The organism is Psychrobacter immobilis (assembly GCF_904846225.1).
GTDB lineage: Bacteria > Pseudomonadota > Gammaproteobacteria > Pseudomonadales > Moraxellaceae > Psychrobacter > Psychrobacter immobilis_F.
This window is the reverse complement of sequence record NZ_CAJGZJ010000009.1, coordinates 74312-100063: the sequence shown is the minus strand read 5'-3', so window position 1 is coordinate 100063 and position 25752 is coordinate 74312. Positions and strand designations below refer to the sequence as shown.

The 25752-nt window shown below is 42.1% G+C and carries 20 protein-coding genes and 1 other RNA gene; 8 read left to right on the top strand and 13 right to left on the bottom strand.

Annotation, left to right across the window (positions count from 1 at the left end):
• Positions 1-24 precede the first annotated feature (24 nt).
• Positions 25-1683, top strand: coding sequence for an ABC1 kinase family protein (locus JMX48_RS08155; protein WP_201536484.1), 1659 nt, complete (start codon positions 25-27; stop codon positions 1681-1683).
• 152 nt (positions 1684-1835) lie between these two features.
• Entirely contained in the window at positions 1836-3263 is a 1428-nt protein-coding gene (locus tag JMX48_RS08150; RefSeq protein WP_201536482.1) for an FAD-binding oxidoreductase, read from the top strand.
• 218 nt (positions 3264-3481) lie between these two features.
• On the opposite strand, the gene ruvB is transcribed toward JMX48_RS08150, so the two are convergent.
• From ruvB to JMX48_RS08125, 5 genes are all read right to left on the bottom strand, one after another.
• On the bottom strand, positions 3482-4462 hold the full coding sequence (gene ruvB / locus JMX48_RS08145) for a Holliday junction branch migration DNA helicase RuvB (RefSeq protein WP_201536510.1): 981 nt from the start codon (positions 4460-4462) through the stop codon (positions 3482-3484).
• A gap of 278 nt (positions 4463-4740) precedes the next feature.
• Positions 4741-5364, bottom strand: coding sequence for a Holliday junction branch migration protein RuvA (gene ruvA, locus JMX48_RS08140; RefSeq protein WP_201536479.1), 624 nt, complete (start codon positions 5362-5364; stop codon positions 4741-4743).
• 110 nt (positions 5365-5474) lie between these two features.
• On the bottom strand, positions 5475-6512 hold the full coding sequence (gene fba / locus JMX48_RS08135) for a class II fructose-bisphosphate aldolase (RefSeq protein WP_201536477.1): 1038 nt from the start codon (positions 6510-6512) through the stop codon (positions 5475-5477).
• Between the two features lie 634 nt (positions 6513-7146).
• Entirely contained in the window at positions 7147-7533 is a 387-nt protein-coding gene (locus JMX48_RS08130) for a hypothetical protein (protein WP_201536474.1), read from the bottom strand.
• Positions 7534-7803: 270 nt separating this feature from the next.
• Positions 7804-9018 (bottom strand): phosphoglycerate kinase, encoded by a 1215-nt coding sequence (locus JMX48_RS08125; RefSeq protein ID WP_201536471.1) that lies wholly within the window; start codon positions 9016-9018, stop codon positions 7804-7806.
• A 632-nt stretch (positions 9019-9650) separates the two neighbouring features.
• On the opposite strand from JMX48_RS08125, the gene JMX48_RS08120 reads away from it, so the two are divergent.
• Positions 9651-9980 carry a TraR/DksA family transcriptional regulator gene (locus JMX48_RS08120; protein WP_201536468.1) on the top strand — a complete coding sequence of 110 codons (330 nt, stop codon included), beginning with the start codon at positions 9651-9653 and terminating at the stop codon, positions 9978-9980.
• 24 nt (positions 9981-10004) lie between these two features.
• On the opposite strand, the gene JMX48_RS08115 is transcribed toward JMX48_RS08120, so the two are convergent.
• Together JMX48_RS08115 and JMX48_RS08110 are read right to left on the bottom strand one after the other, a co-directional pair.
• Positions 10005-10673 carry a thiamine phosphate synthase gene (locus JMX48_RS08115; protein ID WP_201536465.1) on the bottom strand — a complete coding sequence of 223 codons (669 nt, stop codon included), beginning with the start codon at positions 10671-10673 and terminating at the stop codon, positions 10005-10007.
• Positions 10674-10769: 96 nt separating this feature from the next.
• Complete coding sequence (locus JMX48_RS08110) at positions 10770-11888, bottom strand: serine hydrolase (protein WP_201536462.1); 1119 nt, start codon at positions 11886-11888, stop codon at positions 10770-10772.
• A gap of 402 nt (positions 11889-12290) precedes the next feature.
• Between JMX48_RS08110 and JMX48_RS08105 the strand changes: the two genes are divergently transcribed.
• The 3 genes from JMX48_RS08105 to JMX48_RS08095 all read left to right on the top strand — a co-directional run bounded on the left by JMX48_RS08105 (position 12291) and on the right by JMX48_RS08095 (position 16566).
• Positions 12291-12926, top strand: coding sequence for a response regulator (locus tag JMX48_RS08105; protein ID WP_201536458.1), 636 nt, complete (start codon positions 12291-12293; stop codon positions 12924-12926).
• Positions 12927-12962: 36 nt separating this feature from the next.
• A complete protein-coding gene (locus tag JMX48_RS08100; RefSeq protein ID WP_201536455.1) occupies positions 12963-14726 on the top strand; it encodes a sensor histidine kinase in 1764 nt (587 codons plus the stop codon).
• Between the two features lie 121 nt (positions 14727-14847).
• A complete protein-coding gene (locus JMX48_RS08095) occupies positions 14848-16566 on the top strand; it encodes a sigma 54-interacting transcriptional regulator (protein WP_201536452.1) in 1719 nt (572 codons plus the stop codon).
• A gap of 21 nt (positions 16567-16587) precedes the next feature.
• Here JMX48_RS08095 and JMX48_RS08090 read toward each other — a convergent pair whose 3' ends face one another.
• The gene (locus JMX48_RS08090; RefSeq protein ID WP_201536449.1) at positions 16588-18138 is read right to left on the bottom strand and encodes a S41 family peptidase; all 1551 of its coding nucleotides are present in this window, start codon (positions 18136-18138) and stop codon (positions 16588-16590) included.
• 531 nt (positions 18139-18669) lie between these two features.
• Positions 18670-20328 carry a 2,3-bisphosphoglycerate-independent phosphoglycerate mutase gene (gpmI, locus tag JMX48_RS08085; RefSeq protein ID WP_201536446.1) on the bottom strand — a complete coding sequence of 553 codons (1659 nt, stop codon included), beginning with the start codon at positions 20326-20328 and terminating at the stop codon, positions 18670-18672.
• 260 nt (positions 20329-20588) lie between these two features.
• Between gpmI and ssrS the strand changes: the two genes are divergently transcribed.
• Positions 20589-20784: non-coding RNA, 6S RNA (gene ssrS, locus JMX48_RS08080), on the top strand.
• Between the two features lie 151 nt (positions 20785-20935).
• Here the strand turns inward: ssrS and JMX48_RS08075 are convergent.
• Complete coding sequence (locus JMX48_RS08075; protein ID WP_201536443.1) at positions 20936-21568, bottom strand: FxsA family protein; 633 nt, start codon at positions 21566-21568, stop codon at positions 20936-20938.
• Positions 21569-21721: 153 nt separating this feature from the next.
• Between JMX48_RS08075 and ruvC the strand changes: the two genes are divergently transcribed.
• Positions 21722-22306, top strand: coding sequence for a crossover junction endodeoxyribonuclease RuvC (gene ruvC / locus JMX48_RS08070; protein ID WP_201536440.1), 585 nt, complete (start codon positions 21722-21724; stop codon positions 22304-22306).
• Positions 22307-22538: 232 nt separating this feature from the next.
• Here ruvC and JMX48_RS08065 read toward each other — a convergent pair whose 3' ends face one another.
• The 3 genes from JMX48_RS08065 to JMX48_RS08055 all read right to left on the bottom strand — a co-directional run bounded on the left by JMX48_RS08065 (position 22539) and on the right by JMX48_RS08055 (position 25506).
• Positions 22539-23486 carry an META domain-containing protein gene (locus JMX48_RS08065; RefSeq protein ID WP_201536437.1) on the bottom strand — a complete coding sequence of 316 codons (948 nt, stop codon included), beginning with the start codon at positions 23484-23486 and terminating at the stop codon, positions 22539-22541.
• Positions 23487-23950: 464 nt separating this feature from the next.
• Entirely contained in the window at positions 23951-24613 is a 663-nt protein-coding gene (locus tag JMX48_RS08060; RefSeq protein ID WP_201536434.1) for a glutathione S-transferase family protein, read from the bottom strand.
• 254 nt (positions 24614-24867) lie between these two features.
• Positions 24868-25506 (bottom strand): peroxiredoxin, encoded by a 639-nt coding sequence (locus JMX48_RS08055; RefSeq protein ID WP_201536431.1) that lies wholly within the window; start codon positions 25504-25506, stop codon positions 24868-24870.
• Positions 25507-25752: the final 246 nt, after the last annotated feature.

The window sequence follows — 25752 nt, the reverse complement described above, 5'->3', positions numbered from 1 at the left end:
ACTTTTTTTAGAGTAATTTTGCCCATGCTATTATCTCATCGCGCCCGTTTACTTGAGCTTTGGCGTATCGCCGCAACTTATCGCATTGATACTCATTTTTCTATCGAGGACGCGCCACAGCTGCAACCTTTAGCGCGCTTAATTCGGCTGCATCCAGCTGCTTGGGGTAAAAAACACCAACCAAACGCGATTAAGTATGCACTTGAGGACATGGGCACGCTGTTTTTGAAACTCGGCCAACTGCTGTCAACGCGCCGTGATTTAGTGCCACCTGAGATTATTGAGCAATTGGTTCAGCTACAAGACAAAGTCAAACCTTTTGCTTCTGAGATCGCCATTGACCAAATTCAAGACCCCAAACACGGTCTTGGTCAGTCGATTGGTACTTTATTTGCCCGGTTTGATGTCAAACCGCTAGCGGCGGCTTCTATTGCCCAAGTGCATACTGCTGCGCTGCATGATGGGCGTGAAGTGGTAATAAAGGTAGTGCGTCCCGATATTCGTACGACTATCATCGCTGACTTTGAGCTACTACGCGAGCTATCCAATTGGGCATCCGCTCGTATTGAGGCCGCGCGTGCGATACATATTATCGATATTGTCGAAGATTATCGCCAAGTGATGTTAAATGAGCTGGATTTAACGTTAGAGGCAGACAATACTACGCAAATGCGCAATAATTTTTTGGGTTCAGCTTTAATGTATGTGCCTGAGGTCTATGACGCGTCCAAAAACGTGATGGTGATGGAGCGCATTCAAGGCGTTCCCATCTCACAAGTAGAGGTATTTGATCAGCTTGGTTATGACCGAGCAGCACTAGCAAAAAAAGGCTTAACGATATTTTTTACTCAAGTCTTTCGCGATAACTTCTTTCATGCCGATATGCATCCGGGCAATGTATTCGTAGAAACACCGCCTGTTAAAGCACTAAACGCTGGTGTAACAACTGCTGAATTGGGTCATGAGCCACGCTACATCGGCCTTGATTGTGCCATTATGGGTACTTTATCGAAAGATGATCAGCTTATCGTCGCACGTATGCTATTGGCAGTGATGAATAATAACTTCACCGCGATGGTAGATATTGTCAGCCGTGCTGGCTGGATACCACCCAATACCGACAAACATGCATTGATGCGTGATATGAAACGCACGGTCGGTCCGATGCTGAATAAATCCATTAACGATATCGATTTTGCTGGTGTATTAATGCAGATTTTAGACATTGCTCGCCGCCATCATATGAGTATTCCGCCGCAACTCATGCTACTGCTAAAAACCTTGGTACACGTCGAAGGGCTCGGTCGCGATTTGTATCCTGACCTTGATATTTGGTCACTTGCCAAGCCCATCTTAAGCAGTTGGATCAAAGAGCAGCTAGACCCAATGCGTAACTTACAACAATTACGCCAGCAGCTACCAGAGATTTTACTATCAACCACTGACATTCCCAAACTTTTAGATCAAGGGTTACAAAGCCTTGCCTCACAAGGCTCTCGTCAAGACAGTCAACTGCGCGAGATACAGCAGATTCGAGCAGATATGCTCAATGACCGTCGCCGTGATTGGCTAGCACTTGCCGGATTTGTCATCAGTATCGCAATTGCAATGCAGATCGGATGGTTTGCTCCTATCTTTTATTTGTTAGCAATTTTGGTGGTCATTTGGCGTATTTTGGCTTAATCCTTTGGGGCGGGCGTATTCAATGCGCCCTAATGAGCGCTCACTAACTTTGATTATCTTTTGAATATCCTCTACAGTAAGTCAGTGCTTAGCTTGGTTACATATACCATTTTCTTACCGTTAGAAATTTAATTTTTAAGTAGGAGTTACTCATGTCATCTCTACCCGCCTCTTCCTTTAATAGCAATTTGATACCAGATCATAGTGTCGCTATTGCCGCCCTCAAAACCCATTTTGGTAAACAGCTAAGTACCAATATAACGGTGCGCGAGCAGCATGGGCATACCATGACTTGGCTTACTAACCAGCCACCTGATGCCGTACTATCCGTACACGATAAGCACGAGGTTGCTGCCGCGGTTGAGATTTGCAATCAGTATCAAATGCCAGTGATTGCTTTCGGTATTGGCTCTTCTTTGGAAGGTCAATTAAACGCTCCCTATGGCGGATTGTGTATTGATATGCATGCCATGGATGCGATTTTGCAGGTTCATAATGAAGATCTGACGGTGACCGTACAACCTGGGGTAACACGTGAGCAGCTGAATCATTATTTGCGCGACACAGGGTTGTTTTTTCCGATAGATCCGGGGGCCAATGCCAGTATCGGAGGGATGGTGGCAACACGCGCCTCAGGTACCAATGCGGTACGTTATGGCACGATGAAAGATGTGGTACTCGCGCTTGAAGTAGTCACTGCAAGTGGAGAGATTGTTCGAACGGGAACACGCGCCAAAAAATCTGCGGCGGGTTATGACTTAACAAGATTAATGATCGGCTCAGAGGGCACACTTGGTATCGTCACTGAAGTCACGCTTAAACTATTTGGTATCAGCGAGTGTATTGGGAGTGGCATTTGCCATTTCCCAACGATCGAAGATGCTTGTCAGGCAGTGATGCTGACTATTCAAATGTGCTTGCCGATTGCTCGGATCGAGTTACTCGATGCAATGCAAATCAAAGCTTGTAATCTATATGACAATCTTGACTTGACCGAGACGCCAACGTTATTTGTAGAGTTCCATGGCACAGAAGCCAGCGTCGCTGAACAAGCGCAAATATTTACTGATATCATCGAAGAATTTGGCGGTACAGATTTTGCTTGGGATACCAACGAAGCGGAGCGTAAACGTCTGTGGAAAGCGAGGCATAACGCTTATCATGCCAGCTCTGCGCTGCGACCTGAAGCCAGTGCATTATCGACCGATGCCTGCGTGCCCATTTCACGCTTGGCAGAGTGCGTCAGTGAAACGGCAAAAGACATTGAAGCGTCTGGCATGATTGGGCCTATCGTCGGTCACGTAGGTGATGGCAACTTTCATGTGCTATTACTAGTCGATACCGATAATCCTGAAGAAGTCGCTAACGCTGACGGCATTATCAGCCGCCTAGCCACCCGTGCTATCGAGATGGATGGTACTTGTACAGGCGAGCACGGTATCGGACAAGGTAAGCAAAAATATATGCAGCAAGAGCATGGCAATGCCTTAGTACTTATGCAAGCGATCAAATCAGCACTTGACCCCAACAATATCTTAAATCCCGGTAAAATATGGCCTGAGGCTTTACCCACTGCTTGAAAGTTATACAGCAATTGAATAATATAATTAAAATTGAAGTAAAAAATGCACCTGCCTTTAATTGAAAGATTAAAAGTAGGCGCATTTTTTTGTTTAATAGTTTAAGTTTAATATTATATAGTTGATTGAATGTGAAAGCGGTACAAGGCAACCGAGCGTAGATGTATATATCATACTTCAAGCGAGGTTAACGCTGTCACTCTTTTATAGTGGATTAACTATAACATTTGATCAATGGCCATTTGGGTCAATACGCGTCCTCGTGCCGTACGCAGAACATAACCTTGTTGAATAAGATAAGGCTCAATCACATCCTCAAGCGTACCGCGATCCTCAGCCATTGCTGCGGCGACCGCTTCAACTCCAGCAGGACCACCATCAAAACGCTCTTGCAAAATCTCAATATAGCGTCTGTCCAAATGATCAAGACCACGTCTATCAACGGCCAGCATATCAAGCGCACTACCAGCAATCGCGCCATTGATACTACCGTCGCCTCTCACTTCAGCATAATCGCGCACACGGCGTAATAGTCGATTGGCAATCCTTGGCGTACCACGGGCACGGCGGGCAATCTCAACCGCGCCGTCTTCGCTCATCGGTACGCGCATCAAACGTGCGGCACGGCTAACAATCGTGGTCAGATCAGCAATATTATAAAACTCTAGCCGCTGAACGATACCAAAACGATCACGCAGTGGCGACGTTAATAACCCTGCTCTAGTGGTTGCCGCGACCAAAGTAAATGGCGGCAAATCAAGCTTAATTGACCTTGCAGCAGGCCCTTCCCCAATCATAATATCGAGCTGAAAATCTTCCATGGCTGGATAAAGAATTTCTTCAATGACAGAACTCAAGCGGTGGATTTCATCGATAAAGAGTACATCGCCCTCTTCTAAGTTGGTCAACATGGCGGCCAAATCGCCTGGACGCTCAAGCACAGGCCCTGAGGTTGAACGCAGATTGCCGCCCATTTCACGCGCAATAATATTGGCAAGTGTTGTTTTACCTAAGCCTGGCGGACCAAAAATAAGCGTATGATCCAACGGCTCATTACGACCTCGTGCAGCGCCAATAAATACTTCCATCTGCTCACGCACCACTGGCTGACCGATATATTCTGCCAGTAATGCTGGTCGAATATTGGCATCGGGAGCATCGCTTGCCCCTTCGAGTGGATTAATCAAACGATCTTGCATCATAGGTTTTATCATTATATTAAAAAATTAGGTAATCATACCATTTCCAAAAATTTGAGTAGCAAGGGTAATCAGTGCAAGTACTACATTTAGTAGACTAAGCCAGTTTGACACAGCGAATCATATTTCTTGGGATTGGTATAAATAGCATAACCAAACATTACGCATAAGTCATGCAAAACATCATTAAGCACAAGCTAAAACGAAAATAAGCGACATCTAATGTCGCTTATTTTTCAAACTCAGGACACGCCTTAGTTTGTACATAAAAAATAGTATTATTTAAAACTTTGAAACTGTTGCAGCGTGGCCTTTAATAAGCTTTGTGTATCTGTAAATATCTCGCCATCACTTTTCGCCGCTTTAATCGCTTGCTGAGCTTCTCTTTCTTTATAACCCAAGCTAATCAACGCGCCTTCTACCTCAGCAATGATACTGCCCTCATGTGATACTGGCACAGGTTGAAGCGCAAATTCTAAATGACTATTATCGACTTCGATATTTTTGAGCTTATCTTTTAGCTCAATCAATAAACGTTGTGCTGTTTTTTTGCCAATGCCTGGTATACGAGTCAATGCAGTTTCTGACTCTTGCTCAACATGCATCTTCAGCTCAGCAGCTGACATCGCAGACAACATTGCTAATGCCATTTTTGCGCCAACGCCATTAATTTTAATGAGCTGGCGAAAGACATCACGCTCTTTACGATCAATAAAGCCATAAAGCAGCTGCGCATCTTCACGAACATGAAAATGCGTCCAAATGCTCGCTTGCTCATTGAGATGCAATTGGCAAAATGATGGTAACGGTAGCTCAATATCATAACCCACACCAGAGGTTGTCATGATGCAGGCCGTTGGCGCCATTAAGTATTGCACCTGTCCGGTAATCAATCCAATCATCACTTACTACCTCTTATAAGGGTTACTATGAAAATACAATTAGCTGTCATCGCAGGATTACTGATCGTTAAGTAACAACTTTTACCAGCACTGCTTATATAAACACAGTCTTACTGATAAAAATCAACCATACCTTCAAGGCTAAGTGGGCGAATCTTATGCGCCTGACCAGCAGAACCAAACGCTTCAAAACGATTGGTACAGATATCTGACATCGCTACCATAGACGCTTTAAAGTATTTACGTGGATCAAATTCACTTGGATTTTTTACCAAAAACTCACGGATAGCCCCTGTTGAGGCTAGACGCAAATCGGTATCGATATTGACTTTACGGACGCCATGCTTAATCGCTTCAACGATTTGCTCAACGGGTACACCATAAGTTTCACCAATATTACCGCCATTTTCATTGATGACTTTTAGCCATTTTTGCGGTACTGATGAAGAACCATGCATGACCAGATGCGTGTTCGGAATACGCGCATGAATCTCTTTTACCCGCTCAATAGATAAGATATCGCCTGTCGGTGGACGCGTGAACTTATAAGCGCCATGGCTGGTGCCGATAGCGATGGCAAGCGCATCAACATTAGTGTCTTTTACGAACTGCTCGGCTTCATCAGCACTGGTTAGTAACTGCTCATGATCTAGTACGCCTTCTGCACCAGAGCCGTCTTCTTCGCCTGCCATACCAGTCTCAAGGCTACCCAAGCAACCAATTTCACCTTCGACAGAAACACCGCAAGCGTGCGCCATCTTAACCACTTCTCGCGTGACGCTGGCATTATAATCATAATCCATTGGCGTTTTTCCGTCTTCACCAAGCGAGCCATCCATCATCACTGATGAGAAACCAAGTTGGATTGAACGCTGGCAAATAGCGGGTGACATACCATGATCTTGATGCATGACCACTGGAATATGTGGCCATTCTTCGATAGCCGCAATAATCAAATGACGTAAAAATGACGATCCTGCATAACTACGCGCGCCAGCACTGGCTTGAACAATAACAGGTGAATCACAGGCATCCGCCGCCATCATGATTGCACGCATCTGCTCTAAGTTATTGACGTTAAAGGCAGGAACACCGTAGCTGTGTTCAGCGGCGTGATCTAGAAGTTGACGTAAGGATATTAAGGCCATAAGACGCTCTCTGATTAGGTTTTGAATAGTATTTTAAAAATAACTTTTGGAACAACCGCTTTTGAGGTAAAACTTTAGAATAATCATCCCAAAAATTTGCTGGATTATAGCTAAAACACTATAAGACAGCCTCTTGCTTCAGATTTTTGAAATAATTAATACGCGGTGATTATCAATAGGCGATGATTATAGCAAAAATTGCTCTGTCTTCGTAGCCGTTGCCTGACTATTTATTTATCTTTTTATCTGTCCGTTTACCGTGATATATAATCCAAAAGCAGTAAAAGCGCTATAGTACTGCTGGAACGAATTTTTCGAAGCCGCTATCTGCAATGGCACAGTAAGCGAGGAAAATTTATACCCGTAGTATCTGATTATTAATGTATCGATTGAAATTTTCACCGACTATATCTGTTTATCATTTTAGAAAAACGCTTGATCTGATCTTTGCAGACTATCTAACAAATCAATCTTTTCAGACCATCTAAAAAAATAGTAGAAAACGCAAAAAGCCTTGGCGATTACCAAGGCTTTTCTAGTATTTCGAGGGCTTATAACGCAATGAGCACTTTCGACGACCAGTCTAATAAATTATCTATCGACAAACGATCAATAAATTGCTCAGTTAAATCACTTAGTACTGTTGCTCTGCGTCAACAGCGACATTGTCTGCGCCATCAGCAACAGCAGCAGCGCCGTCAGCAACGGCTGAAGCAGTACCTGCAACGGCTTTATTAGTACCTTCAGTGATTGCTTCACCAGTGTTTTCTAACGCATCTGTTGCAGCAGCACCAGCAGTGTCAGCGCCTTCAGCAACTTCAGTGCCAGCGTTTTGTGCAGCAACTTCAGCTTCAGCAGCAGTGGCTTGTGTTTCAGCAGCAGCAGTGTCAGTATTGGCAGCAGCATCATCGCCTGCAGACTCAACAGCAGCTTCAGCATTATCTTCAGTTTGTTGGCTACATGCAGTAACTGCAAAAGTACCAGCAAGTACGCTAGCAAGTAACAAATGACGTTTTAACATAATAAACCTCTCGTAAATAAGACATGTCAAAATACATGGTGGCGCTATTTTATAGAGCGCAAATAGGACATGCAATAACAATTTTGATTATAGAAACAAATAATTACTACTCAATGATAATTAACGACTATTCATCTTTATTGCTCTAATAAAGTACTGTTATAGAAATAAAAGGATAAATAGTCGCCACATTATTTTTATAGCCTAACTTAGATACTTATTATTTATTGTACATCTAATGTTAATAAACTATTGAGTATCGTTAAATTATTAACCAGCAATTTGTAGTGCCGCGACAGCGGGAAGTACCTTGCCTTCTACGAACTCTAGGAATGCGCCACCCCCTGTTGACATATAACTAACGCCATCAGCCACTTGATATTTATCAATTGCCGCTAGCGTGTCACCACCACCAGCGATTGAAAAAGCCGCGCTGTCTTTTACGGCAGAGGCCAATATTTGTGTGCCATTGCCAAACGCATCTACTTCGAAAACACCGACTGGGCCATTCCATAAGATAGTTTTCGAATTGGTGATAGCATCAGCAAGCTGCTTTGCACTTTCTGGCGCGATGTCCAAGATCATGTCATTTTCGCCAATGGCATCGACCGACTTGATAGTGGCAGTCGCTTGTTGTAATGAGCCAATGAAATCATCAAAATTGACCTCGTTTTTGTCTGCTACGACGACATACTCAGGCAATAAAATCTCAGTTTTGCTCATAATCTCACGAGCGGTATCAACCAAATCTGCTTCATATAACGAAGCACCAATGCCATGACCTTGGGCAGCCAAGAAAGTATTGGCAATACCGCCACCAACAATGATTTGGCTGCATACTTCCGCCAAACTGTGTAGCACTTCTAGCTTCGTCGATACTTTCGATCCGCCTACGATAGCTAACATGGGCTGAGCGGGGGTTTCAAGCGCTAGGCTAAGCGCATCAAGCTCAGCGGCTAACAATGGTCCTGCACACACGGTCTTATCTACTCGACGCATGGCTTGAGTGACGCCTTCAGTTGACGCTTGCGCACGGTGTGCAGTGCCAAAAGCATCCATGACGAACACATCACACAAATCTGCATATTTTTTTGCTAAAGTGGCATCGTTCTTCTTTTCACCTTCGTTGAAGCGCACGTTTTCTAGCAGTACGACTTCACCGGCTTTGATAGCGACACCTTGCGTCAAATAATCACGATTGAGACTGACTGGTGTGGATATTTGTGATCCGAGCTTACCAGTCAAATAATCTGCAACAGGTGCCAATGAGTATATTGCCTCAGGATTACCTTCAATTGGACGTCCTAAGTGTGAGCAAACAATAACAGCAGCGCCCTTTTCTAGTGCCAGTTTGATGGTAGGCAGACTTGCTTGCAGGCGGGCATCACTCGTGACCTTACCGTTTTTGATAGGTACGTTTAAATCTTCTCGAATCAATACGATCTTATCTTGTAAATCCAGCTCACTCATACGCAAAAAATTCATTACCTGCTCCTATGCATCTGTCTGTCTATTAATCTATAGTTTTCTAAGGCGTGTCTTCATTTCAAAAATGGTCATAAAAATGAGATAAATTGCCGTCAAACAAGGGAAATAGCGCAAACAATATCGGGATATTAATGAGCTATTTGACGATGTTTGGCAAAATTTAGCCATTTTTAGCTCATTTAGTTCAACTCATTTAGTTCAATTCATTTAGATAGTATCGTTTGAATTGAAGACACGCCTTAGCGTTTATACAATATTTTTTGAAAAAAGGTTATTGTTTCTGTTTTATAGTGGATCAACTCTATTTTTTATAATCGTTTCTCTTCTATCAGTTGGGTTTGTACATGCCAATTGATAGCATTTGTCTACCAACCCTCAAAGGCGATGTATTCTAGCAGTTTTCTAACGACAGCTCATAAAGAACTGCGATAAATTTTGGCGACTGTAGCGACATAAAAATTAATATGATGCCTATCTTGACTGAATACTGAGACAAATATATCGCTTACTTTATGGTTTAGTTGTTTTTTAAGCGCTTTAGATGTCAGTAACATTTTGTGGTGGTACTCACCAGTTACCCTCTTTATGATAGGTCAGTAAACAATAAAAAACTTTATTAGGAGCATACAATGAGTATCGATTTAAACAGTGCAAAACAGAACTTATTAAATCTAAAAGAAGAATATGAAACTCGCATTGATAAAATCGAAAATCATATTCAGAATCCACAGGATGATCTCAATGAGCATTGGGAAGACCAGGCGATTTCTTATCGTCAAAATGACATGCGTAAAAACCTGATGGGTGAAGCACGTCAAAACTTAATTTATGTCGAAAATGCCTTAAGCCGTATTGAAAACGGTACTTATGGTGAATGCGAAGTATGTGGCAAAAAAATTGAGGAGCAACGATTAGAAGCGTTACCTTACGCCACTTTATGTATGGATCATGCAGTATAATTATTCATATTCTAAAAACATCCGTTATAAGGCGGATGTTTTCCAGTTAGCAAATGCCTGTTGCCATTGTTCACAACGCTGAGCAATTTGTGCTACTGGCAAACCCATAATATCGCCTACTACCGCCACATAAGCAATAGGTAGACTTGTTAGCTCCGAGACATTCTCTGCTGTTAGACCACCTATCACGCATATCTTGATGTCTTGCTGACACCCTTCTATAAGCTGCTGGCGAGAAATAATATCCGCGTTTGGTTTGGTCGTAGAAGCAAAGACAGCACCCATTGCTGCGTAATTTGCGCCATCTTCTTGCGCTTCTTTGACCAAATTTACATCTCCATGACAGGTGCGACCAATAATCTGATTCGGCGCTAATTGCTGTTTGGCATCACTAATATTGCCATCTTCTTGACCAAGATGTACACCAACGCCAAGCTGCGCTGCCAAATCGATATCATCATTGATGACGACTGCCACGTTGTGACTTTTGGCCAAATCCACTATTTTTAACGCTTCTTCATAGAGCTTTGATTTGCCATTCGGCAGTGCCAATGTTCGTTTACGCCGAATTTGTAATAGCGCGATTAATCCTGTTGCCAGTGCGGCCTCTAGCTTTTGATAAAGAAGCGCAAACTCATCATCATTGGTGAGCAAGTACAGCTGCGGCATAGAAGAGATTGATGATTGAATCATATGATATATCCTTAATTTCAACCCAATAAAAAGGCTGTTATTTAGCATAACAGCCTTTTTATCAATGCATTTTTTATAAATACTTAGACAGTAAGCTTACACCGTACGGCGAGTTGCTAGGCTGTTTAAGATATTTTTGGCATCACCCCAGCGCGTGGCTGAGCTGTTAGCGCCCAAAATAACAATGATTGCTGGACGATTATTCACGCGAGTTTCCATGACAACGCAACGGCCAGCCTCATTAATAAAACCTGTTTTTGAAATACCAATTGGATAGTCGCCTGAACGCACTAAAGAGCTGGTATTATTGGCCTTATAAGTACGGTTACCACTTGAGTAATTTGACACAAAAAAGTCATAGCTTTTGGTCGTAGAGAAACGACGAATCACATCGTAATTACCAGCAGCACGTACCATTTTGACAAGGTCATTTGATGAGGCAACATTACGCTTATCCAGACCCGTTGGATCACCAAAGAAAGCCGTGGTCATACCTAAATCTTTAGCTTTGCGGTTCATCGCACGTATAAATGCGGTGTCACCCCCTGGATAGTGACGTGACAGGGTTTTTGCTGCTGGATTTTCTGATTTCATTAGTGCCATTAGCAAGATCTCAGCGCGATTCATACGATCGCCCGACTTGAGGTTAGTGCTTGCTCGTTTAGGGCCGATGAAATCTTCAGGCTCAAAGGTAATTTCTTCACGCATATCGAGACCCGCATCTAATACCACCATAGCAGTCATTAATTTGCTAATACTAGCTATAGGACGTGCAATATCAGCATCTTTTTCATAAATAGATTCGCCCGTTTCCGCATCAATTACCGCCACGCTACGGGAGTCAGTACTGATCGGGATCATGTTACTACTACCGAAGGCACCTCGGTAAGTTGTATTGTAGCGATTACTAGTATTGTTGCTGTTATTGTAACTATTGTTGCTACTACCAAAGCTATTGGCGGTAGTGGTGGTCGTAGTATTCGTGATATTGGTTGTACCAAAACCACTGTCGACTTTCTTGATAGCAGCGCCGCTAGGTTTGTACATAATGTTGCGGGCTTCTGACAAACTATCCGCCCCGCCCCAACTCATGCGAGCACTAGAACTATTGTCAGTGCTACCATTAATCGTAAGTGCGGCTTGTGCAACACTGCCCAAACCCAATGAAATCATAGCAGCGATTAATTGCTGTTTGGTTAATGGTAGTCGTTTCATTATGTCTCCTGCTTCCGTTACCATGTCAGTTACAAAATGTCTGACGGCACGAACGTACGTAGCGTTTATGGATGTGTTTGTAAGTACTCGTATAGAGTTCTTGTATTTTTAGTGTATCATGGTTTGAATTCAAATCTAATTTATCCCGCCAATTTAATAGGTTATTTTGACCTTATTCAAATTTTGCTACAACCACTTTATATTACAGAAACATTGACTCACATTTCAGCAATATAAATTAACTTTTGCGGTGTTAATTATCCGTCTTTTGCTATATTAGGCAGCAATATTTATATAAGATACTTGCCTCATTTTACTTTTTCAAAAATTAAAAACGGCTCAAACAACTTGGATTTTGCTGTAGTAAAACCTTCATTGTGACAAATAACAAAGAGTATAGTTATGATTAAAGTATTGGTAGTAGATGATCATGATTTAGTAAGAATGGGTATCAGTCGCATGTTGTCAGATAGTGTCGACATCGAAGTGGTGGGCGAAGCAGACAGCGGCGACATGGCCATTAAGCTTGCCAAGCAATTGCATCCTGATGTGATTTTACTGGATGTCAACATGCCTAATATTGGTGGACTTGAGGCAACCAAACGCTTAGTCCAGCTCAACATAGGCAGCAAGATATTAGCCGTCAGCAGTATATCGGCACAGCCTTATCCTTCAATGCTTATCAAAGCTGGCGTCAATGGTTATATTACGAAAGGCACGCCACTTGATGAGATGATAAGAGCCGTTAAAAAGGTCTATCAAGGTGGGCGTTACTTTAGTCAAGATGTCGCTGAACAGTTGGCTGATGTTCTACTATCAGATAATGCAAATTCACCTTTTGATTTATTAAGTGATCGCGAAAAACAAGTAGCCATGATGGTTGTCAATTGTCAAAGCCCGCAGCAAATCGCTGATCAATTATTTGTCAGTGTCAAAACCATCAACACTTATCGCTATCGTATTTATGAAAAAGTTGGTGTGGATAGTGATGTGAAATTGACTCATCTAGCGATTCGCCATGGTCTGATTCAACCGTAAATCTTTTAGCGATTACCTCTATATTACGGTCAATTTATGAAGCTTGCTACTAACATCGTTTCTACTCTTACGCACTATCTGCATCGCGATGATACGTTACCTTTACCGCAGTTGCGCAGATTGGGGCTTATCTATAGCAGTTATCGCTTCATTGTCAGTTTGTTTTTTATGCTGATGGTGTATGTTAATGCCCACTCTGCCAACAGTACATTGTTACCAAGCTTTTTGCAGCAAACCGTCCTTAGTTTTTATGTATTGCTGAGCTTGATCTTACTCGGATTGTTTTACGTCGTTCTCAAGAATATGCGACGGCAGCTGGCTTTTGGTTTAGCATTAGATGTAATCATCTTAAGCTTGCTTTTGTATACCGCGGGCGCTCCTGATTTGCAGTTGACCATGCTGTATATGGTCGTAGTGGCAGCGAGCTTTATGCTTTTGCAGAGCTCACAGGCATTAATCATTACCTTATTGGCTATTATTTTTGTTATTTACCAGCAGTTTTTTTATGCTATTGCCAATAGCATGAGTTTGTCCAATTTAGGCGATGCTTTACTGATGTCAGCCAGCTTTTTAGCCGTAGGTGGTTTGAGCTGGTCTATCTCACAGCGTTTAGTGCAACTTGAAAAAGTTGCCGCGAGTCATGTCAAAGAAGTAGAGCGACTGAATGTCATCAATCAAGAAGTCATCACGCAAATGGTCAATGGTGTCATTGTTATTGATAAACAACGCATTGTCTTAGCGAACCTAGCCGCTCATCAATTACTTAGCGTGTCCTATAACCCAGCAGTATCGCTGCAACACACCTCTACTGATATAAAAGAGGCGCAGAATCTCAAGCGCAGTGAGCTCTTATTTGACTTTCAGCAACAAATTAGCACACAGCATACGCAGTTATTTAAAGCCTGTTTATCGATAGCGGAAGGCAAATCACGTACCTTTACTTATGCTCTGCCTGCCGTAGCAAATGCTTCTGTATTCGAAAAGTTACGCGTACAAATCATTCCGTTAAAAGGTGACAGCAAGTTAGTCATTTTAGAAGATTTACGCCGTGAACAAGCCAGTGCTCAACAATTAAAACTGGCCTCTTTAGGACAATTAACTGCCAGTATCGCCCATGAAATCAGAAATCCTTTGGCCGCAATATCACAAGCCAGCCAGCTATTGATAGAAGATGCCATAGAAATTGAGGCAAAAAACGCAGCCGATGCCGATGGTAATATAGTGACTGGCGCATCTCATGGCGATATTGCTGGCAATCATGAGCTTTATAAAATGATATTTTCGCAAACCAAACGTGTGAATCGTATTATTGAAGACGTGCTAAAACTGTCCCGCCAGCAGCCAGCAAATCAACAACCAATCATACTAGCTAAATGGATGCCCTTATTTTTGGAAAATTACTTTCAAGGACATGATGTTTTTCTACGAGTAAAAACTCAGCATACCATCTCATTTGACACTCACCAATTAGAACAAGTTTTAATTAACTTGATCAATAATGGCTTGCGTTATAGTAGCTATGCTCATCCGCACGCTTATGTAGAAGTCGAGATTTATTGTATAGATAACGATGTTATAATTGATATCTTAGATGGTGGCACTGGCATTAATGATGAGAATTTAAGCCATTTGTTCAATCCATTTTTTACCACAGATCAAGCAGGAACAGGTTTGGGTTTGTATTTGTCACAAGCATTTTGTGAAGCCAATCAAGCTCGTCTGCTTTATGTCCCTGAGCACGAAAAAACCTGCTTTCGCTTAATAGCACCTGCTATAAACGCTGGTACTAACGCGCAATGATTGTATGTAACATTGACAGAAGTGTTGTATAACTAAAAATGCCAATTATATCGAACCTATTGCCATCAACGCCTGTTGGTTTTTTACTCTTTTATAGCTATTGAATACGATGAGATAATGTATGACAACTACCGTGCTAGTCGTTGATGATGAAGTGGATTTGTGCCGATTAATGCAAATTACTTTAACTAAAATGGGCATCAAAAGTGATGTGGCTTATACGTTGTCGCAAGCAAGATCGTATTGGCAAGAGAATACTTATGACTTTTGCCTGACGGATTTAAAGCTGCCTGATGGATCAGGACTGGAGTTGGTGAAAGAAATTAGCAATAGCTCTAACACTCCAATAGCCGTTATCACGGCTTATGGGAGTATGGATCTCGCCATTGAAGCGCTAAAACTTGGTGCTTTTGACTTTGTTAATAAACCGCTTGAGCTGCCACGTCTACGTCAGTTGGTAGAAAGTGCGCTAAAAGTCATTCATCAAGATAACGCGGCAAAAGCCACACCTGAGTGCTCGCCTGAGCAAAAAATGTTAGACAGTCGGCTGATCGGTGACTCTGCTGTGATGCATCCTCTAAAAAATACTATTTTAAAATTGGCACGCTCTCAAGCGCCCGTGTTTTTGTCTGGTGCATCAGGTACTGGTAAAGAGGTGGTTGCTAGATTGATCCACGATTTAAGCCCACGCAGAGATGGCAGTTTTGTGCCAGTGAACTGCGGTGCAATACCGTCTGAGCTAATGGAGTCAGAGTTTTTTGGTCACAAAAAAGGCAGCTTTACGGGTGCTGTCGCTGACAAACAAGGACTGTTCCAACAGGCCAATGGTGGGACATTATTTTTAGATGAAGTGGCAGACTTGCCATTGGCAATGCAGGTTAAATTATTGCGCGCTATTCAAGAAAAAACCGTGAGAGCCATTGGTGATACAAAAGAGATGCCAGTCGATATTCGTATCTTATCTGCCACCCATAAGAACTTGAGTCAATTGGTACAAGATGGCGCGTTTCGGCAAGATTTGTATTATCGTATCAATGTGATTGAATTAAAGCTGCCGACGCTCAATGAGCGCCGTGATGATATACCCGTTTTAGCCGAGCATTTTTTGGCCATGATTGCTCACGAATGGCAATTAGAGACGCCGCCTTCATTAACCATAGAGGCCTATGAGCGTTTGCAAAATCATAACTTTGCTGGGAACGTCCGTGAACTACGTAATGTACTGGAACGTGCAGTAACCCTATCTGAAACAACACTGATTGATGTCAGCCACCTAGGTTTGCCAGATATCGAAGATGATATTACTAATACAGTTGCCACTTCCCAAGCGCGTAGCAACGATAGTGATGTTAATAATACCGAACGATCTAACGATAAAACGAACGCAGAAGATCACATTGCAACTCACTCAATAGGAAATCAACAAGACACTATTACCCAATCTGCGGATAGAGTTACCGCGCCAAAGTCTGAACAAGTGACAACAAACTTGCACCCATATCGTACGAATACTCAGCATTATCCTTCGATGGTACAGCGCCCAGCAAATAATCAGGCAGAAGCGTCGAACCATGCAGCCCATCATAGCGATACAAAAGCGGACTTTAATACTCAAGAAGTAAGCGAAAAGGTTAACCTAAATAAGTTAATCGACGGTGAATTGCCACTGCAAGGGTTAGAACATTACCTACAAGAGCAAGAAAAACAGCTCATTATTACCGCACTGAAACAAGCTGGTTGGAATAAAACTCAAGCCGCCAAATTGCTAGGAACGACTTTTCGCTCTTTACGCTATCGCATGAAAAAGCTAGAAATCGATGAAGATGAGTCAGAAGAATAACGTTAAAAAACCATGATGCCGTTATGATTTATCGTTAAGAGGCGACTGCTTAATCACGTTTCCTACTGCTGCCTTAGCTTTTATTTTATTGTCTTCTTCGGCAGGCTTTCGGATAAAACGAATGCCTGAAGCAAGCGCCCGCTTTTTGAGTAAGTCCATTGCCTGCTCATCCCATGTACTCTCACTACCTGATAATGTCACATCCGGCTTTACACCGATTCCATCAATTTTTTTGCCTGATGCCGTCACATAATTGGCGACAGTTAGCTTGACTGCCTGCTCATCATTAAGTGGGATGACTGATTGTACTGAGCCTTTACCATAGCTGACTTCACCAACGATAATAGCGCGCTTTTGCGCTTGTAAACTGCTGGCCAATACCTCTGCTGCGGATGCCGAATAGCGGTTTTGTAGCACAACCATCGGTAAATCTTTGAGTATCGCGTCACCTTGGGTTTTTAATACACTCGATTCATTTTGACGCGCTTGCACTTGTACCACATCGGTGTCGCTCATGAACAAACTGGCGAGGCTCACCGCTGAGGTTAATACACCGCCTGGATTGTCACGCATGTCTAATAGAATGCCTGAAATGGGTGCGTCTAGATTAATTAAGCTTTCTAACAACTTCTCGCGGCTGTTGTTTTGAAATGCAGGTAATTTCACAAAGGCAATGCCATTCACAAGCTTTGCCTCAATCATTTGAGGATGACTATTATTACGCTGTAAAGTAGTGGTGTGTTTGCGGCGACCCGCTTTAGAGGTGACGATGTCTATTTGTGTACCAGCAATCCCAGTCAAAAGTTGCTCAACATCGTTATTTTCTTTATCTTCATCAAGTTTGGAATCGCCAACTTGATGGAGATAATCACCAATCGCGATACCCTTTTTATCAGCTGGCGAATCATTGATAACCTCTGTGATGACCCAATAGCCGACTTCTGGCTGATAAGCGACCTTGATACCAATATCGCCCACATCGCCTTCCGTAAAAGCACGTAGATTTTCGTAAGCTTCAGCATCTAAAAACTCAGCATGGCTATCGAGTTTAGTCAGCATCCCACTCATCGCATTGTTAAATAACTCTTCATCATTAACGGCATCCACATATTCACGGCGGACCAAATCTACTACGGCGACAAATGTTTTGAGCGTCTCTGGAGAAATGGCATTTAAGGATACTTGAGCAACCTCAGGCGGAATACTGGTATCGATATCGTTGGCATCGTCCGTTAAGGCGGTCTCATCTGCAACATTATCTATCGAGTCATCATAGTCATCATAGTCATCAGCAGCGTCTAACATGTCAGCGATATCTGATAGATTATCCACGTTATTTTTAGCGGCTATTTCATCATCATTTAGGCTGATAAGTTGTAGGCTGGCAGTGGGACTATTGTTGGCACCAGAAGCAGCTATGGTTGCAGCTTGCGTGGACATACTGGCAGCACTTAATCCAAATAAACCAATAATGAATGTAAGCTTAAAAACAGTAGGGCCTGTAGATGCCCTCATAGCTTGTTTACCCAATCGCTTAGACACCGATGAGCGAATAAAATAGATAGGATGCATAAGAGGACTCATTTAAATAGTAGAATGTGCAAAATTATTGTTATAGATATAATTATCAATATTAACTTATAAGGTAGCATTAAAGGTGTATTTAAGACTAGAACAGTCTTGCAAGTAATATCAATTACCAAAATGCTGATGCGCTGAGTCAAAATTATTTAGGTTATAAGATAGTTAACCCTAAAGAAAATAAGGTCAAATATTATCACGCACTACTGGGGTAAATTTTACTTGCTTGCTGTGCCTGCGCAGACAGAGGCGACGCAAAACTTATCCCAGTAGCACTGCGTTTTTTTATAGTGGATCGACTGTGCATAGTGAGTTAACCCATTTATCTTGATGCTCACCTTTTTTAAAAATTCATCAGTTAAGCAATAAATCAAGCAAAACGTATCGAAAAAAGGGAGCGATAATAAATACCCTCCCTTTTTCTAAGTGCCTTTTAAGCTTTTTACAACGTTCATTGCTAGCAACGTTCATGCTCAGTTACATTAACACATTGTCATAGCAAAAAATATTGGCCTGACTGACTTAAGAGGCTGAAACCAATAAACTCTCACCTGTCATTTCAGTTGGTGCTTCAATGTTCATCAATGACAAAATAGTCGGCGCGACATCACTAAGCCTACCGCCACTGCGTACTTGTAGATTTTTTTCGCCAACATAAATCAGTGGTACGTGTTCAGTGGTATGCTGAGTATGTACTTGCCCACTTTCATAGTCTTGCATCTGCTCACAATTACCATGATCGGCTGTAATGAGCATATCACCACCGGCTGCTTGTACTGCTGCCTCTATGCGCCCAACGCAAACGTCTAACGCCTCTACCGCTTGTACGGCAGCGTCAAATATACCTGTATGTCCGACCATGTCACCATTGGCATAGTTAACGATCAGTACATCATATTTGCCGGATTCAATAGCAGCGACCAATTTATCAGTCACTTCAGGTGCACTCATTTCAGGCTGTAAATCATAAGTAGCGACATCTGGAGATGGCACTAGAATGCGCGTCTCACCTTTATACTCTTCTTCACGTCCTCCACTAAAGAAAAATGTCACATGGGCATATTTCTCAGTTTCAGCGATACGCAGTTGCGTTTTTCCTTTCTCCTGCAAATATTCGCCAAGTGTATTGGTCAAAGAAGTGGGATAATACGCAATACTGGTTTTGGGGTTGTTGGCCAAAACATCAGAATATTTAGTTAGCATAACGAAAGCGGCAAGTTTGGGCTGCTTACGACGGGCAAAGCCAGAAAATTCATGATCGGGTAACACGAAGGCTTGTGCAAGCTCACGCGCACGATCCGCACGAAAGTTCATAAAAATTAGCGCGTCATTATCATCAACCGTATAGGGCACCTCATCACGTCCAATGACCGTCGTAGGATTAATAAATTCATCCGTTTCGCGTGCTTTGTAAGCGGCCTGCACCGCACCATCAGCACGGGTTGATAAACGATCAGCCTTGCCTTCAGTGAGAAGCTCATATGCTTTTTGTACCCGATCCCAGCGATTGTCACGATCCATTGCATAATAGCGCCCGATAATGCTAGCAATCTGTACTCGGCCACCTTCATAATGTGCATTCAGCTTACCAATATATGTGCGTAGACGATTGACATATTTATCAGCAGACTTTGGCGGTGTGTCTCGTCCATCTAGAAAGCAATGGACAAAGACGTTTTTGGCACCGTGTACCAATGCTGAATGACACATGGCTTCAATATGGTCTTGATGCGAATGCACGCCGCCATCCGATAGCAAGCCCATAATATGCACGTTGCCACCAAGCTCGTTAGCCGCTTTTACCGCATTAACCAACGCGTCGTTTTTATAGAAATCACGATTGGCCAATTCACTAGATATACGGGTTGAATCTTGATAAAGGACGCGACCCGCACCCAAGTTCATGTGTCCAACTTCGGAATTACCAAATTGACCATCTGGCAATCCAACGTCTTCTCCTGAAGCAGAGATCAATCCATGCGGATATTGTTGATAAATCTTATCCAAATTCGGCATATTGGCCGCAGCAATGGCGTTATCCTTGTCTTCTTCACGATGACCAAAGCCGTCCAAAATCATTAAGACATGCGGTGTTTTTTTATTCTGTGCGCTATTTTGCTCGGTATTAAGCTGCGCTTGATTATCATCAATAGATTCAGATTGTTGCTGGTTACTGGTCATGGATTACCGCTCCTCAAGTGAATGAACGCCTATAATGCTATATTAGGATGTTTAAAGGCCCTTATCTTAACACACATCTCAAAATAGCTGAAAAATCGACCTTCAAGCCATTAAATTAAGTCACTAAATACTCGTTTTTTGTATACCTACACTTTACTGAAAATGTAGTAAAAGATTAGTGCCAATCATACTCATTATTGAAGTCACGTATCAATCTGTAAATCATACTTGCAATCATTCAATCCATTGGTTAAGATAATTATATTCTGAAGTGTTGGCTAGTAGATGTTTATTCCCTGAGCCGATAATGCTTTACCAGGATGTGGTACCTATTACCTCATTGTGTATGCCTGCACCGCTTGCGGTGTATCAGGAAACCTGCCGAGGTAGTGACGCATCCGCCCTGAACTTCACGGTTCATGGGTCACCATCTTACGGCGGCACTTCGGTTGTTATATTCGGTTAGTAATTGCTTTATTTATATTCACTAGGTTTATTTATAACCAATAATTTATAAAAATTCATTACGACCACCAAAAAGCCCCTTTCGTCATAGACGTAAGGGGCTTTTTTTATGCCTGATTTTAACTAATCAACTCTCTGATAATTACTCATCATTAGCAGATTTGGTAATTTTTTTGACATCTTTGGGAATGTTTTTGGCGGTACCATCAACGGTTGTATGCTGTTTAAAAACATCACCAAACGGGTTTTGTTGTTGCTGACCGAAAGGGTTTTGGCTATTCATGCCGCCTGCCCCGCCAAATGGGTTTTGACCACCCATACCACCAGCACCGCCAAATGGGTTTTGACCGCCGCCCATTTTTCCACCCATTTGCTTCGCCATCATCTCCATCATTTTTTGCTGGTTATTCATGACGTAATTATTAGCCACATCTTTTAGTTTCTTTTGTACAGGTGGCAACACAACCAATAAGGCAAGCAAGTCGCTCAGCACACCAGGAATGAGCAGCAAAATACCAGCTGCCGCCATCGCCACACTTTTCATCATGGTCGATTCTGGTGGACGCATGGCAGGATTCATCATGCCACCCGCTTTCATTTGCTGCGCCATTGGATTGAGAGAGGCCATACCTTTACGAATGAGTGAGATACCGATAACAGCGGCGATAATAAACCAAATAAATACCCACCAGCCGCTTATAAACTGAGCAAGTAAATACCACAGCAGCATCTCGATAATAAACCAAACGATGGCAATACCAACTATCTGACCCATAAAGTGTCGTCCTATAAAGTAAAAGCTAAAAAGTGAAGCGCCATACAAATTAAAATGGCTAACATATGATGTATATGGGGATTGATTGCTATACTATCAAACTTACGGCTCATTTTTAAGCCATAAAACAAAATGAAAGCAAGACGGAACACTATGGCAATTATTATCGGGATTGATCCAGGCTCACGTATGACGGGTTATGGTATCGTTCGACAAACGGGCGATAAACTGACTTATATTGATGCAGGTACCATTCGTACGGATACCAAAGAGATGCCTGAACGCCTTAAACGGATTTTCAATGGCTTGACGCGCATCACTCAGCATCATCTAAAATATGCCGATGAGCCCATTTATACGGCGATTGAGCAAGTATTTATGGCAGAAAACCCTGACTCTGCACTTAAGCTTGGGCAAGCACGAGGCGCGGCTATTGCAGCCTTGGTGGCATTGGATTTGGAAGTATCAGAATATACGGCGCGCCAGATTAAACAGGCGGTTTGCGGTTATGGCGCAGCGGCAAAAGAGCAAGTGCAAGAAATGGTGTGTCGGATATTGTCACTAGATTTTGTACCACAACAAGATGCTGCCGATGGTCTTGCCTGCGCCATTTGTCATGCGCACTCAAGTCATTCTATGAATAAGCTACTGCTAAATAGTGCCATGCGTGGACGCGGTGCTTCTAAGAAAAAAGGCCGTTGGCGTTTGACTGAGGAAGATCTTGGTAATTTGCGTTAAAGGAACAGTCTCATAAAAAAACGCACATAATAGTGCGTTTTTGAGTAATATATAGTCGGTGAAAAGTTAAATCGATACATCACGCACTGCTACTATCAATTTTTCTTGCTTGCTGTGCCTGCGCAGACAGAGGCTGTAAAAAATTGATATCAGCAGTATCGTAGCGTTTTTAGAATGTTTTGACTATAGATGTATATTTGATACGTCAAGCGAGGTTAACGCTGTGGTTCTTTTATAGTGGATTGACTATAGAGCTTTCAATCACGGCGTCTAATACATAAGCATAGGATTCATCTGATGTACTTGGCGCTTTGTCATCTGCCTTTTCGCTAGTATCTAACTGATAACGCTGTAAACGCAATATTTCGTCATTTTTGCCATCATGTTGATAGCCATCAATGTCACCTGCAAATGGCGTCCATTTACCTTCGCTATTTTTAATACCTTGATCATCATAAGTAATCGGTTTAACTTGTAGACACAGCTGGGAGCTGTTGTCTTCGCAAGGTATCATTTGAGCATTTACCGCCCAAAATACGGTTTCACCTTTACTATTATACTTAGCTTGCGCCGTGAGCCTACCTTCCCAAACTAAAGTAGTGGCTTCGCTCGTTACTTGCGTTACTATCGGCTGATCATCTTTAGAATCGTCATCTCTATTTAATACTAACTGGCTATTACCTTGCATCAGTTTGATCAAATTATTTTCAACCATATTAAGATCACCACATGACATTTTAGTACTCATGCTATCTCCAATGGTTAAAACTGAACCTTGCAATTGATAGGCAGCGCTTACCGTGTTACAGCCAACACTATAGTTTAAGGTATTTTTTCCTTGGTACTGACCAAAGGACAATCTCACCTTGTCTTTAATGTCCATCAGCTTACTTAGGGACTGAGCATTATTGTCTGCCGCTGACATTAGTGTCCAACGATAATTCGCAAGATTGACAATCATTTTTTGTTCAGCGCTCACCTTGTCTGGCGTAAAATCGTCTATTATCGGATCTACATTAGAGGCTGTATCTGATTTATTATTAATAGTGTTAGCGCCTTTCTTTGACTCTTGCTCATGTGACGAAAAGGATTCTTGACACGCGCTTAACGCCAAACTTGCTGACACCATAATTGATAGCACACCCAATTTAAAGGACAACGATTTAAAAGATAGTGTCATAATAGTTATGCCTCGTTGTTGCTCTTTTCGCAAAAAAGCTTTTTTACAGCGCAGAAAATAGTTATGTGTATAGTTATCAAAACCAATAACTTAATTACTATAGCGCTGCTGTCTATCGTATCCGTAACAAAATGTTTTATTTTACATGTCTATAGTAACTGTATTCAAAACTCTTTAAAAACGCTACGGTACTGCGGATGTATTGATTTAACTTTTCACCGACTATGTAGTCTTTTCTCAATCCAACAACATAAAAAAACTGCCTTAGTTATTTGAAAATCATACCAAATAATTAAGACAGCACATTATAGATAATTTTGAGATATGGAAAAGTAACTAGAGCGTGTCATCATTTAGATTGTGAGGCTTAAAATGAGATAAATTGCAGGCAAACATTGTCAAAATTTAGCCATTTTAAGACCACTAAATGATTAAGTGTGCTAATTGATGACATGCCCTAACTTTTAATTACTTTCATTGGCAGTTTTAGCTTTTGCCATTTTTTTAATGCTAAACCGTTCATGCATTCTTTCATAAAACTGCGCAAGATTCGAACCGTGGGCAGTAGGATCTACTTTTAACGCTTTACCAAAATCCAATCCCAAGTACAGCACGATGTCAGCAAAGCTCAGCTGATTGCCAACCAAATACTCATGACCTTCTAAATTTGTTTCGAAATATGCCAAAGCTTTGATAGCACGGGCAATGGATGGCGCTACAAATTCTGGTACTTGTTCAACACGTTGCGCTTTTGACGGATGGCTGTGTTGAAAAGCCAACATCAAGTTATATAACACTTCAAACTCGGCAATACGGCGCATTGAACAAACCTGCGCACGCTGAACCACATCATTGCCCATCACCGAACGTTCACCATAAACGCGGTCAAGATATTCACACACTGCCTGCGAATCATTGAGCACCGTGCCATCATCTAGGGTTAATACTGGCACTGTCTGCATGGGATTAATCTTAGTAAATTCTTCTGAAAACTGCTCTCTGGCAGCAAAATCAATATCTATCACATCGAGATCATCCATATCATCGACATCGATACCTTTTGAGGCAAGCAAAATGAGGACTTTGCGAGGATTGGGCGCGGTACGAGTTATATATAATTTTTTCATAGTAAATTCCTTTTAATGGGGTCTCAAAGCGATTCAACACTGATTGGCTTTATTATGGTTATTGCATAATAACGTATGGATAATACGTTATATAACAGTTATAGCCTACTCTGCTCATCATAGCAAAACCTTATCGAGCTTACGGCTCTAATAAAAGCTGACTAATAAAAGTTGGATAGTAAAAACCCCACAACAGTAAGTCATAGGGCTTTTTATTTTAAGCAATTAAACACATGCTTCCTTTATTTATTTATTTATTTGTTAGGTGCAGGTGTGGTGCGCAAATAAGGCTTAATTTCTGTATGGCCTTTAGGATAATTGGCGGCGATGTCTTCATTTTTTACACTTGGCGGAATAATAACGTCATCGCCGTCTTTCCAATCCACTGGCGTAGCGATATTGTATTTATCAGACAACTGCATCGCGTCGATGACTCGTACAATCTCGTCAAAATTACGGCCACAGCTGGCTGGATACGTTAAAGTCAGGCGTACTTTTTTGTTCGGATCAATGATAAAGACACTTCTGACCGTCGCTGTATTATCCGCATTAGGATGAATCATGTCATAAAGATTGGCCACGGTGCGCTCAGAATCAGCAATAATAGGAAAGTTGACCGCAGTCCCTTGAGTTTCTTCAATATCGCTAACCCAGCCTTTATGATCTTCTAATCCATCAACTGATAAAGCGATTGGCTTCACATTGCGCTTTTGGAACTCGCCGCCTAATGCCGCAGTACGACCAAGCTCAGTGGTACAAACTGGCGTATAGTCGGCAGGATGAGAAAAGAAAACCACCCAACTGTCGCCTGCCCAATCATAAAAGTTGATATCGCCTTCTGTGGTAGTGGCGTCAAAATTTGGTGCGCTATCGCCTAAACGTAAATGTGCCATGCTTAATTCCTTAGCTATTGTTAGTGATGAGCGCTAGCATCTAAAGTCTAATATTTAAAATATATATAAGGATTAACATTTCAAGGTTAATACCCAAAGATCTAAAGAAAGTCGTGCGCTCTATTATTATCATTGACGTGTACTGCTATCATAAGCAACTTAGTACCCGTCAGGAAAAACCTATTTCATCTTAACAAACTGGTTATAAATGTCTTGTGACGGATTGTAATGCAGTTATTCCGTTTG